The 11,864-nt window shown below is 57.0% G+C and carries 10 protein-coding genes; 2 read left to right on the forward strand and 8 right to left on the reverse strand.

The genetic code is table 11. From position 1 onward, the window contains the following. Positions 1-57: 57 nt before the first annotated feature. The 8 genes from B5G40_RS01720 to buk all read right to left on the reverse strand — a co-directional run bounded on the left by B5G40_RS01720 (position 58) and on the right by buk (position 9,348). Entirely contained in the window at positions 58-1,068 is a 1,011-nt protein-coding gene (locus B5G40_RS01720; protein ID WP_087327840.1) for a phosphate acyltransferase, read from the reverse strand. A gap of 2 nt (positions 1,069-1,070) precedes the next feature. Further along, positions 1,071-2,144, reverse strand: coding sequence for a phosphopantetheine-binding protein (locus B5G40_RS01725; RefSeq protein ID WP_070103852.1), 1,074 nt, complete (start codon positions 2,142-2,144; stop codon positions 1,071-1,073). Positions 2,145-2,163: 19 nt separating this feature from the next. Continuing rightward, positions 2,164-3,462, reverse strand: a complete 1,299-nt coding sequence (locus B5G40_RS01730) for a thiolase family protein (RefSeq protein ID WP_087327837.1) — start codon at positions 3,460-3,462, stop codon at positions 2,164-2,166. A gap of 109 nt (positions 3,463-3,571) precedes the next feature. After that, positions 3,572-5,323, reverse strand: coding sequence for an NADH-dependent [FeFe] hydrogenase, group A6 (locus B5G40_RS01735; RefSeq protein ID WP_087327834.1), 1,752 nt, complete (start codon positions 5,321-5,323; stop codon positions 3,572-3,574). Positions 5,324-5,337: 14 nt separating this feature from the next. After that, positions 5,338-7,089, reverse strand: coding sequence for an FAD-binding protein (locus tag B5G40_RS01740; protein WP_087327831.1), 1,752 nt, complete (start codon positions 7,087-7,089; stop codon positions 5,338-5,340). Continuing rightward, positions 7,089-7,376: a 4Fe-4S dicluster domain-containing protein gene (locus B5G40_RS01745; protein ID WP_087327828.1), complete on the reverse strand. Its 288-nt coding sequence runs from the start codon at positions 7,374-7,376 to the stop codon at positions 7,089-7,091. The genes B5G40_RS01740 and B5G40_RS01745 overlap by 1 nt, the downstream gene beginning before the upstream one ends. A gap of 60 nt (positions 7,377-7,436) precedes the next feature. Then, complete coding sequence (locus tag B5G40_RS01750; protein ID WP_143383352.1) at positions 7,437-8,177, reverse strand: acyl-ACP thioesterase domain-containing protein; 741 nt, start codon at positions 8,175-8,177, stop codon at positions 7,437-7,439. A gap of 58 nt (positions 8,178-8,235) precedes the next feature. Continuing rightward, positions 8,236-9,348 (reverse strand): butyrate kinase, encoded by a 1,113-nt coding sequence (gene buk, locus B5G40_RS01755; RefSeq protein ID WP_087327821.1) that lies wholly within the window; start codon positions 9,346-9,348, stop codon positions 8,236-8,238. A gap of 234 nt (positions 9,349-9,582) precedes the next feature. On the opposite strand from buk, the gene B5G40_RS01760 reads away from it, so the two are divergent. Together B5G40_RS01760 and acpS are read left to right on the forward strand one after the other, a co-directional pair. Continuing rightward, on the forward strand, positions 9,583-11,136 hold the full coding sequence (locus tag B5G40_RS01760; RefSeq protein ID WP_087398548.1) for a PucR family transcriptional regulator: 1,554 nt from the start codon (positions 9,583-9,585) through the stop codon (positions 11,134-11,136). A gap of 32 nt (positions 11,137-11,168) precedes the next feature. Further along, complete coding sequence (acpS, locus tag B5G40_RS01765) at positions 11,169-11,549, forward strand: holo-ACP synthase (RefSeq protein WP_158099467.1); 381 nt, start codon at positions 11,169-11,171, stop codon at positions 11,547-11,549. The last annotated feature ends 315 nt before the right edge of the window (positions 11,550-11,864 follow it).

The raw sequence follows: 11,864 nt of genomic DNA on the forward strand, positions 1-11,864 counted from the left end.
TCCTCCCTTGTCAAGATATCCAGACGGTCCTTTCTAAATTGGCGCTACACTGCGTTATTACGATTGCTGATCCGCCGCAAGCACACTGAGCAGCGCAATGTTGTTGTAGAGAGTCACATCAGTATCGCTCCGGGAGCAATCCAAGATTGGAAGGCGGAACCCCTGATATAGAGGCCCGTACTGCTTCACGCCTTTCGCAAAGCGAAGCACCAGCTTCGAGCCGATATTGCAGGCTGCCGCATCTGGGAAAATGAGCACATTGGCCCTGCCGGCAACCTCGCTGGGGCGTTTCACCTTCTTTGCCCCGACGCGTTCGTCAATGGCGGCATCCGTCTGGAATTCTCCGTCGATCTTGAGATCCGGGCGCAGCTTTTGCGCCAAAGCCAGCGCATCGCGGATCTTCTTGACAGGTTCACTGGAACCGCCGCTGCCGTCGGTGGAGTAGGAGAGGAACGCGCACCGGGGTTCGACGCCCGTAATTGCGCGGAACGTCTCACAGGAAGCAATGGCGATGCTGGCGTGCTGCTCCACCGTAGGAGAAATGCAGACCGCGCCGTCGGACATACCGAAGCAGGTACCCTGCTGGCCGCCGAAGTCCTCCGCCTCCACGATCAGCATGCCGGACGCGGTGGGGACTCCGGGCTTCAGGCCGATGGTGCTGTTGGCCGCCATGATGAACTCATAGGTGGTGGCGTTCACCCCGGCCAGCGTGCCGTCCGCGTCGCCCACGGCCTCGATCACCAGAGCCAGGTACAGGGGGCTGGTGATCCGTTTGGCAATGAAGCTCTTGGGCATCACTTTCTCCGGCAGGGCGGCATAGCGATCCAGAAGGGCGCTGACAAAGGTCTCGTCCCCCGGGTCAGCAATGGGGATGCCGGCGATGTCCAGGCCCAGCTCGTCCGCCCGCGCCTGTACCTCGGCGGCGGGGCCCACCAGGAGGATATTGGCGATCCCGTCGTGATGGGCCTTTACAGCGGCCTTCATCATGTAGTCGTTGTCGTACTCAGGAATGGCTATGGTTTTTACATCGGCCTTCGCCTTTTCATAAATCGAATCAATAAAGCTCATGCTCAAAGCCTCTCTTTCACCTTGGCGACGAACTCGCCGATGGTATTCAGCAGGCTGGCCTCCTGGATCTCGATGGTGACCTGGAGCCTCTCCTCGATCTCAGAGATCATCACGATCATCTTCATGGACTCGTTGGAGAGGTCCTCACGGATGTCCGTGTCCAGAGAGATAGTCTCCTTGTCCACGCCGTAGGCCTCGGCCGCGCATTCGATAACGGTCTGGCCCACCGGGTCGTCCACGGGGGCGGCGGCGCGTTTCGCGGCGCTTTCCTTGGCCTGGGGTGCGTTCGGCGTCCCCGCGGGCTGAGGATCGACAGTGATGCCCTTCCGCTCCTTTACCGTGGCGACGAACTCGCCGACGGTGTTGAGCAGGCTGGCCTCCTGGATCTCGATGGTGACCTGAAGCCGCTCCTCAATCTCGGAGATCATCACGATCATCTTCATGGACTCGTTGGAGAGGTCCTCGCGGATGTCGGTGTCCAGGGTGATGGCCGCTTTGTCTACGCCGTAGGCCTCCGCCGCGCAGCTGATGACGGTCTGGGCGATCTCATCGTCCGCGCCGGCGGGTCCAGCTGGGACTGGGACCGCCGCGGGGGCGGACTCCTCGGCCTTCTTCGCGGGCTTCAACTCGGGGATCTTCTTGAACTCGCTCTCCCCGTCGATCTCCCACACCACGACCTTGACATCCTCGTCCTGGATGATCAGCGGCTTGACCGCCACGGGCTTTTCGCTGATCGCCTTGTCGAACTCCGCGTATTTGTCGTAATCCACATGCAGAAGGCTGGTGTTAAAGGGGTCGGCGCCGGGGATCTCCACTTCGACGGCGAAGTAGTCGCCGTGCTGATTGCGGAAATCAGGGTCGCCGAAAGCACCCTTGGTGGGCAGGGCCTGCTTGACCACGCCCCGCACATTGGTCAGATCCACCCACTCGGTGTCCAGACCGCCGCAGGCGTTGCAGCAGAGGAACGGGGGAAACTCGATGTGTCCGCACCGCAGGCATTTGCGGCCCAATATCGTGCCCTCTTCCAGTGCGTCATAAAAGGTCTTTACGATGGGCTTCAAATCATACTTTGTCATGACAGCGTTTCCTCCCATCTCACTTTTTCTCCAACATGATATTCAGCAGGTTCTGCGCGCCGCCGAAGCCGCGGAGCATGGTGCGCTTCACCTCGTGCTTCACCTGGGTGGCCCCGGCGTCGCCGCGCATCTGGTGCACGGCCTCGTAGAGATCGTGCAGACCGGAGGCGCCCGCCGCGTGGCCGTAATGGCAGCGCCCGCCGTTGGAGTTCACCGGGCGGTCCCCGTCAAAGGCGATACGGCCATCCCGGACATACTGCCAGCCCTCTCCCTTGGGCAGATACTCGCAGATCTCGGCGGCCAGCATCTGGGACTGGTTATAGAAATCGTTGGTCAGGAATAGATCCATATCCGCGCCGGTCAGGCCGGTCAGCTCTTTCATCTGGCGGTAGGCGTTCGTGGTGGCCTGCATCTCCAGCCTCGGGTTGCTGTTCTCCAGACAGGAGTGGCCCACGCCCAGCACCTCGATGGGATGGTCTGTGTACTGGTAAGCCTTCTCCGTCGGGCAGACGATTACGGCGGCAGCGCCGTCGCATCGCTGCTCAAAGTGAGCACCCCGCATATACTTGCCGATCAGTGGGTTGAACTTGGAGTGGAGGTACTCATAAGCGGAGTCCATGCCCGCCTCGGCGGCCAGCTCGTCATAGGTTTTGCTGGTGATGGCGGACAGGGGATTCAGCGCGGCGGCCCGGCGGCTGTGAATGGACAGCGCCGTCATAAAGGCGTCCACGTCCTCGGGGCTGATATTGTTCTCTTTGACGTAATAGTCCAGCCAGGACTCGGAGTTGAAGGGAAGGGCGCCGCGGGTGAACAGGGTATAATCCCGGGGCAGGGTGGAGCACAGCGTCTCATGGAAGATGGCGTCGGTGCCGAAGCGGCGCTTGGTGAGCACGCGGGTGGGATAGGCGATGGAGTAGGGCATCTCGATGCAACCGCTCAGCACCATGTCATACTGCCCGGAGGCCACTAACTGCACCGCGGTCTCCAGAGCCACATAGCCCGTGGCGCAGGCTTCGCTGTGGTGGTAGGAACCCTTGGCCTTCATGCCGATCCAGTTGGCGACGTGCATATTGGGGGTGGCGTAGTTGCTGGTCCAGCCGGGGCCGGCCTGACCGTGGATGTAGAACTCCACGTCGCTGCCGTCGATCCCGGCGTCCTTCATGGCGTCCCGGGCGGCGTAGCCAAAGAGTTCCGGTTCACACAGGCCGTCTACGGCGGGGTCGTCCAGGACGCGCACAAATGGAGTGGCGCCCACGCCGATGATGGATACGCTTCTGGAATAGGGCTTCAGTTTCGGGACGTTATCGTTGAAACTCATTTCGTTTCTAGCCTCCTGTCTGATAGAATTGATTGGTTGGAAGTTAATGGATCCATGCGGCAAGTCGGATCGCCGCATGGTTCCATTGAGTTTTCCGGCCTTGCCTGATTTACCGCATGATGTAGCTGGTGTGCAGCAGCTTGTGGGCCTTCTCGCTGCCGGGCTTTCCAAGGTAGTCCGCGTAGATCTTGTTCAGCTCCGGGTTCTCATGGGACTTGCGCAGGACGCTCTGGTCGTCGTTGAGATAGAGCGCGGCTGCCCGCACTGCGGGGACATCCTGCAGTGCCTGTACCACCGCCGGTTGGTGAGGCTGTCCGCCGCCGTTGACGCAGCCGCCGGGGCAGGCCATGATCTCCACGAACTGATAGTCCGCCTCACCGGTCTTGATACGGGTCAGCAGGGCGTTGGCGTTGGCCAGACCGGAGACCACAGCCACCTTGACCTGGGTGCCGTTGAGGTCGTAAGAGGCTTCCTTGATGCCGTTCATGCCGCGCACGTCGGTGAACTCCAGGTTCTCCAGAGGCTTCCCGGTGAGCTTTTCCACAGCGGTGCGCAGGGCGGCCTCCATCACGCCGCCGCTGGCGCCGAAGATCACACCCGCGCCGGTTCCCTCACCCAGAGGTTCATCAAATCGCTCCGAGGGGGAGATGGCCTCCAACTGGATCTCGGCGTCCTTGAGCATGGTGCCCAGCTCGTTGGTGGTGATCACATAGTCCACGTCCGGCACATCCGCGCCGCACTCGTCGGGGCGGGTGATCTCAAACTTTTTCGCCGTGCAGGGCATGACGCTGACGGTGATGATCTTCTCCTTGGGTATGTTCATCCTCTCCGCATACCAAGACTTGATGATGGCGCCAAACATGGTATGGGGGGATTTGCAGGTGGAGAGATTGTCCAGCATATCCGGGTAGAAATGCTCCGCATACTTTACCCAGCCGGGGCAACAGGAGGTCAGCATAGGCAGCACACCGCCGTTCTCAATCCGCTCGATCAGCTCGTTGGCCTCCTCGATGATGGTCAGATCGGCGCCCACCTTGGTGTCAAACACCTTGTCAAAGCCCAGCCGCCGCAGCGCACCGGCGATCCGGCCCTCTGTATCGATGCCGATGGGGAACTCGAAGTTTTCACCCAGGGCGGCCCGGACAGCCGGGGCCACTTGTACCACGACAAACTTGTCGGGATCCGCAATCGCCTCTTTTACCAGCTCCCACTGGGGCTTTTCCGTCAGCGCACCCACGGGACACACGGCCACACACTGGCCGCAGTTGACACAGCTGGCCGCGGCAAGGCCCTTCGGGGACGCTGGTTCAATGCTGGCCTCTAAACCGGTGCCGGTGGCGGCGATGGCGGAGACAGCCTGCATCTTAGCACATACATTGACACAGCGCTTGCAGCGGATGCACTTGTTGTTGTCCCGCACCAGCACCACCGAGGAGAGGTCTAAGGGCTGGATGCTGCTCATGGGCAGCTCCGCCTCGTCTGTAAAACCGTACTCATGGAGCAGGTTTTGCAGCTCACACTGGGTGGAGCGCATACAATAGACGCAGGACTTGTTGTGGATCGCCAAGATCTTGGCCAGCGCCTCCCGCCGCGCCGCCATCACCGCGTCACTCCGGGTCTGGATCTCCATGCCCTCACGGATGCGGGTGGTGGAGGCGTTCATCAGCTTGCCGTCCACTTCCACCACGCAGACGCCGGAATCGTCCACATCGACGACGCCCTTCAGGTAATAAAGGGTGGGGATCGGCTGCTGTAAAAACTCCCGCTGGAATTTCAGTGTCTCAAAGGACGCGTCCAAGATTGTGATCCCACGCTTCATGGTATAGTCATAGCCGTTGATTTTGATATTGACTGTGTTCATTCCCGCACCCCTCCTTATTTGTAGTATTCTTCCACATGGCCTTCAGGGATCTGGTACCCCTCCGGGCGGATGGGATATCTCCACATGGGGATGTCCTCCGTGAACAGCTCCATCTCGCCGTCCTTGCCCTGACGGATATTGATCCACTTCAGCCAGTTTTCGTTATCCGTCTCGGGATAGTCCGTCCGGTAGTGGGGATACATGATGCCGCGGCTCTCCTTGCGCATATCCGCGGAGCGGAAGATCATTTCCAAGCACAGGATGGTGTCCGCCGCCTCCAAGCACTTGGAGAGCGTGTGGGGGTCGTCCGCCGTGAGCTGGGGGATCAGCTTTTTCATCTCCGCAATGTCCTGATAGACCTTATGGATCTCAGCCTCGCTTTTCAGGACACACTTGTTGACATCGAAGATATAGCGCTCGATCATATCATAGATCTCCTTCGGCTGCCGCCCGTTGGGACGGTTCAGCGGAGCGTAAATCTTTTCCTTCAGTGTGGCCACCTGCGCAAGGTCAAGTTCATCCCAATCCGCGGCCGCCGCATAGGGAGCGATGCTGTCGCCGGCCATCATGCCGGTAGTGGCGGCGTTGCCCAAGCCGTCGCCCCGGGTCCAGCCGAAGTAAGCGTTGCCTTGGGTGGAGACCTTGCCGGGGGCCCACAGGCCCTCCACATCTGTCTTGATGTCGGTATCCACTTTGATTGGCTCCACTTGGATGACCGTTTTGATGGTGGCCTCCGGTTTCGTGCCCACATCGCCGATGTTTTTCGCCGTCTTGGTGAACACCAAATGCTCCCACGCCATCTTGTCGCGCAGCATACGCTGGGTGGACTCGTCCATGTCCGTGCCGCCGATCATCATACGGACCTCGTCAGGCTTCTCCAGATCCACCCACAGCGGCCCATTGCCCGCCGCAATCTCCTGCACCATGGCGTTGACCAAGGTGGGGGTCACCTCCCACTCGATGTGGCCGATATATTTCTGGGTCAGGTTCTCCCCGTGCTTGTTGCAGATCATGTTAAAACCGCCATAGATGGGCGTGTTGGTCTTTTTGAATACCACGTCCACTTGGGTGGAGAACTCCACGTTCCGCATCACCGCGCCGACGCGGTACATGGCGCCTACGCCGGTGCCGTATCCCATAAACTCCAAACCGATCTTCTTGAAATGGCAGCCCTGCGTGGCCATAGCTACCGCCTTCGCGTGGAAGATCTTGCATTCGCCGTGGTCCATATCAAAGCCGATGGCGCCGATGACCTTGCCAGTTTTGCTGGTCAGCAGTTCAAAAATGTTGACACGGCTCATCAAGCGGATACCCAGCTTCAGGGCAAAGGACCGGAGCTGAGCGTTGACGTTGATGGAGATGCCCGCCATATCCAGTGCGTCAGGGATAAACGGCAGCGGCGTGGCGTTGCCCTGCTCATCGCAGGAGAGCTGGACGCCGCAGTGCTTCATGTAGTCAATGTTGTCCCGATGAACCTCTAAGTACCGCTTGAGGAATTCCTGATCGTTCAAAAACGGGGTGTGGGCGTTCACCAGATAACCCAAGGCGTTCATCACGCCGTCCGGATGCTTTGAGGTGGCTCGGATCCCGTTGCCGGCTTTTGTGGATTGCCCGTTCCAGCCGATGACGCCCTTGTCGATCACCAGAATATCCAGCTCCGGGTTCTTTTCCTTGGCTCGGATGGCAGTGGTCAGGCCGGCCATGCTGCCGCCGACAACCAAGATATCCGCAGTAAACAGTTCACCGTAATCCTTCACATCTGCCATTACTGTTCCGCCTCCTTTTTCTTCATCAACTCCGCACTGTACTCCAGCGGATCGACCTGCAGCGTAGCGATTGCCTGAATGTCAATGACGTTGTTCAGGCAATCCATTTCACACTGATAGCACAGGACACATTCATCCGGGTACTTCGGATATGCGTGATGGTGCTCCTCGTCCCATTGCCACACGTTCTCCTGACACCTGCGGATGCACCGCCTGCACCCGCAGCAGCGGTCTGTATCCACCACATACCGCACGCTCTGCTGTTGACCTCTGTTTTCTACGACCATTCTTCCTTGCCCCTCCGTTCAAAATAGTTTTGTTTGTGTTTCTCCTTCGGTGTATTTTATCTACTGTAGACGATCCCTGCCGCCGGCAGGAACGTCACAGGATTCATATTGGATCACGGCAAGAAACGAATCCACTTGGTTAACGCTCCCGCGCACATACAGGCACTGTCCCTCTACGGCGTAGCCCAGCGCCACCGTCTGGCCTTCCATCAACTCGTTGATATACTGCATCCAGATGGAGCGCGGTTCATACTGCCCATGGTGACCGCCCGCCCAAAGCTCATCGGCCCATTGCAGATAACAAGTGTTGTTCATATGCCCATTCTCGTCGATTTCATAGGCACAGACTGTCCGTACAAATCGGTTGGGCAGTTCCTCGGGGAACGCCCTGCGCAGGCTGGGGACATCTGCCTCTCCGGATATCACCACCTCCGGCAGAACCGGGATTTCTGCCGCCGTCAGCTTCCGACTGGCTCGATCCATGGGCAGAAACAACACCGCGGCACTGACCAGCGTCTCGCCCGTATCGGCGAAAAACGCGTATTTCCGAACGTGCATGGAGCATTTTTTCCGGCCCGGCCAGATCCGCACCAAAAGGTTCTCATCCAAACGGGGCAGCCGCTTGATGTGAATGGAGGTCCACCCGACGACCAAGGCGATATTCTTTTTCTCCACCGTTTCCCTGTCCCAGCCGTACGCCTCCATCTGCCGTTTTACAGCGGCCTCCATCACTTTGGCCAGCACATGGGGTGGCATCCGCCCGGACGAGTCTATGTGACAGTGGGAGACAGTGAACTTCATCTCCAGCACACCCTCGGGACAGTGCGCCGTGAACGCGGGAAACTGTGCCCGCCCTGTCTCAGTCAAACGCAAAACCGCTCCATACCGGCTTGCCCGTGTACGTCTTGACTTCCTCCACGCCGCTCAGGACACGGATTGCCCCGGATGCCAGCGCCTCGGTCTCGAAGCTGCCCGGATAGACGTAGACGGGGGCGATCCAGCTCAGATCCTTGGTGAGCTGTTCCACCAAGACCTTGTCGTTGGCAAGGCCGCCCGTCATCAGGATGGCGTCCACCTGCCCCCGCAGGGCCCCGGCCATCATGGCGGCCCATTTGACCATCGTATATTCCATGGCATCCAGCGCCAGCTTAGCCCGCTGATCTCCGGCAGGAATCAGTTCGCTGCGGATTTTCCGTACATCGTCGGTACCGCACAGCTGCATGAGCCCGCCCCGGCGGGAGGCAATCTCGTTAATCTCCTCCGGCGTCATGCCCCTTCGGATCAGGGTCATCACATCGTCAATGCACAGATCACCGCTCCGGTTCGGGCAGATCGGACCTTGGCCGTCCCCGATGCGGGTGCTGTCCACAGCCCGCCCCTTCTCGTGGGCGGCGATGCTTGTCCCGCCGCCCATGTGCAGAATCACATAATTGCAGTCCTCATAGCGCTTCTTCATCAGTTCGCTGTGATGAATGGCCACCTGCTTCATATTCAGCGGATGGGCGTGGGAGGGCCGGTACAAATCTCGGATACCGGTCATCCGGGCCACATCGCTCAACTCGTCCGTACTCATGGGATTTACGAAGTAGGCGGGCACATTCAGCTTTGCCGCGATTTTGGCGGCAAGCACGATGCCCAGTGTGGCAGGATGATTGATGCCTTCCACGTCGTGCAGCGCGTGCTCATAGGCGAGGTCGTTGATGAGATATGTACCGCCTGTGCAGGAATGGACGCCTACGCCCCGACCGGATACGGCGTCAATGGATTCCAGTTCGACCTTTGCCTCCCGCAGCATATCCCAAATCATTTGCTCACGCTTGGGTACCTGATCCTCGAAATTCGGGCAGTCCTGAAACATCCCTTTCGGGGTGTCCACGTTCAGATCCAGCAAAATCTCGTCCCCACGGACCAGCCCGAGCTTTGTCCCCGTCGAACCGGGATTCACCGTTAGAATCGTGTAGGCGTTTTTCATCAGCATGTTCCTCCTGTTCCCCTATAAACTTCCACGAATTTTTTGTTGCGAACCAGTTCGTTTTTGAATAATATAATTATAATCGGGTTGTCCCTAAATGCCACATACATAGCTTTTGGAAAAAGCAAACCCGTTTCCTACAAACTTGTACGATGAATGTAGGCAACCGATTTGCTATAATTACAAAGATACGACAGAAAACGGCATGAGAGTTTTCCAGAGGAGGAAGGTTTCATGTGTATTACCGTCAGTTTGCTTCAGAAATTATTCGACGCCCATGATAAAACCGAGCTGTTGGGCGCCCCCCTCGGAGACGACCGCCTGACCCGCTGGGAGATCCTTCGGGAGCAGAATGTCTCTCCGCTACCGGACACGGTGTATATCAGCGACAGCTTGGAGGCGGTTAAGCGGCAGACGCAGAGCGGTTGTGGCCATCTGGTGTTCTGCACCGGCCCCGCATTTGAGAAAGCGCAGTTGCTGAACGCATGGCAGGGCTGCATTTTGTTCATCCAAACAGAACAGACAGGGCGCATCGTCCAAACCATTCGGGAACGCTTTCTCATAGAGGATCAAAAAAGCGCCATGAGCGCTGTGCTTTTGGATGCCTTGACAGGGGGCGCAAGGGTTCAGACGCTGGTGGATGCGGCCTATCCGTTCCTGCGGAACCCTCTCGTGGTTTTCGATTCCTCCTACTGGATCGCTGGCCTTACCAGACAGGCACTTCAGGCCCAAGAAATGCAGGTTACAGATCTGCTGCTTGAAAACGGGGGATTTTCCAGCGGGGATTACACGTTCGCAAATCGCGGGGCACTCCACAGCCGGGTCAAAAAGAGCAAAATTCCGATCATGGCATTCCATGAGCAGATGCAGATCAACCAGCTGCTGGTATCTGTCTGCGCCGAGAAGGATTACGGCCATATCGTGGTCAATGAGTTCGAGCACACCTTTACTGAGATGGACAGGGAGCTTCTGATGGTTCTGCGCAGCTATATCTATTTGCAAATGAAACACGATGAGCTTCTGCACCAAAATGGGAAACGGCCGTCTGAGCATTTTATCCTCGATCTGCTGGATGAGGCGGTGGTCGTGAGCGGCGCCTATCAGGCATTTATTTATCAGCTGGACCGCACCTTCCCCGGCAATATGCGCTGCCTTGTTATTTCAACAGAGCTGACGCCGGGCGCTGTCAATATGCTGCAAATACGCAATCAGCTTGAATACCTCTTTGCCAACAGCAGGATTGTCGTTTATGAGAAAAAGCTCCTCGCCTTGGTCCCGGTCATGCCCAACGGCAGGCTTTCGGAAGCATCGCTCAAATCGTTTTGCACGTTCTGTGTGAAAAATAAACTCTATGCCTCCCTCAGCAACCATTTTTCCAATATTATGGAGATCCGTTCCTACTATATTCAGGCACTGAGGGCTTTGGAAGCGGCACGGGCCATTCACGACGTGCCCGGCTGTTACCGATACGAAGATTATTATCTTGTGCATTTGAAAAATTTGTTCCTGCAAAAGGAGCCTCTGGAGGTTTTCCTCTGCCCCACACTGAAATGTCTCTCTGCACACGATCAAAAAAACAACACTGAACTGGCATATACCCTCTATATGTATTATTTGAACGACAGAAATCTAGTCCAAACGGCAAAGGCGATGAATATGCACCGTTCATCCCTCAATTATCGTTTTGAAAAAATCAACGAGCTTTTGGGAGAACTACCTGAATCTGCCACAGAACGGCAGTATTATATCCTTTCGTATCAGTTTCAAAATTCCGCGCTGGAATATTGAGTAAACATACAGGGGAGCAGGAGGAGATGGCCATGATCAGGGGGATCGGAATTGATACGGTCGTCATCGGAGACGTCGAGGGTCTGTTAAAACGTATGAGCAAAGGCACTCTGTCCAAAGTATTTACCCAGGGAGAATTGTCCGCCGCCCAAGAAAAGGCAGGCCCGGCAGAATATCTTGCCTCCCGATTTGCTGTAAAAGAGGCTGCGTTTAAAGCAATTGCCCCAAGGCTGGCTGACAAGGGATTTGACTACCGCCGAATCGAGACGAGAAACAATGAGGACGGAAGCCCATATATCTATGTTGACAGCTTTCTCCAAGCGATATTGGACTGTGCCGAGATCACATCGCTTTTCGTTTCCATCACAACAACCGGCGGCATGGCCACTGCTTTTGTTGTTGCAGAATCGTGAGTTTATGACCTGACATTAAAATCCTTGCCATGCGTGGAAGGTACAATTTTGTGTCAAAAAGAGTCATGCCGTACCTGACCAACTCAGGTACGGCATATTTTTATATGGGAAAGGCGTGACTATATGGAATACTGTAAAGGTGCTTATATGACGAGTGTATCAAAGTTCCTACTGTTTTCTATAGGTTGTGTCCAGAATTGGACCTGTTGACAAAAGTCCCAAATACCCCATTCCCATGGTATAATTGAAATAAGGGAGGAATGGAGCATGATGGGACGGCAAAGCGGTCAAATGAGTATGGTGATTCTGGATATA

The organism is Flavonifractor sp. An9, assembly GCF_002161245.1.
Taxonomy (GTDB): Bacteria; Bacillota; Clostridia; order Oscillospirales; family Oscillospiraceae; genus Flavonifractor; species Flavonifractor avicola.

What these genes read in the sequence shown, in the direction of transcription:
- B5G40_RS01720 (WP_087327840.1), bottom strand. Translation starts at nt 1,068, where the DNA reads ATGAGCTTTATTGATTCGATTTATGAAAAGGCGAAGGCCGATGTAAAA.
- B5G40_RS01725 (WP_070103852.1), bottom strand. Translation starts at nt 2,144, where the DNA reads ATGACAAAGTATGATTTGAAGCCCATCGTAAAGACCTTTTATGACGCA.
- B5G40_RS01730 (WP_087327837.1), bottom strand. Translation starts at nt 3,462, where the DNA reads ATGAGTTTCAACGATAACGTCCCGAAACTGAAGCCCTATTCCAGAAGC.
- B5G40_RS01735 (WP_087327834.1), bottom strand. Translation starts at nt 5,323, where the DNA reads ATGAACACAGTCAATATCAAAATCAACGGCTATGACTATACCATGAAG.
- B5G40_RS01740 (WP_087327831.1), bottom strand. Translation starts at nt 7,089, where the DNA reads ATGGCAGATGTGAAGGATTACGGTGAACTGTTTACTGCGGATATCTTG.
- B5G40_RS01745 (WP_087327828.1), bottom strand. Translation starts at nt 7,376, where the DNA reads ATGGTCGTAGAAAACAGAGGTCAACAGCAGAGCGTGCGGTATGTGGTG.
- B5G40_RS01750 (WP_143383352.1), bottom strand. Translation starts at nt 8,177, where the DNA reads ATGAAGTTCACTGTCTCCCACTGTCACATAGACTCGTCCGGGCGGATG.
- buk (WP_087327821.1), bottom strand. Translation starts at nt 9,348, where the DNA reads ATGAAAAACGCCTACACGATTCTAACGGTGAATCCCGGTTCGACGGGG.
- B5G40_RS01760 (WP_087398548.1), top strand. Translation starts at nt 9,583, where the DNA reads ATGTGTATTACCGTCAGTTTGCTTCAGAAATTATTCGACGCCCATGAT.
- acpS (WP_158099467.1), top strand. Translation starts at nt 11,169, where the DNA reads ATGATCAGGGGGATCGGAATTGATACGGTCGTCATCGGAGACGTCGAG.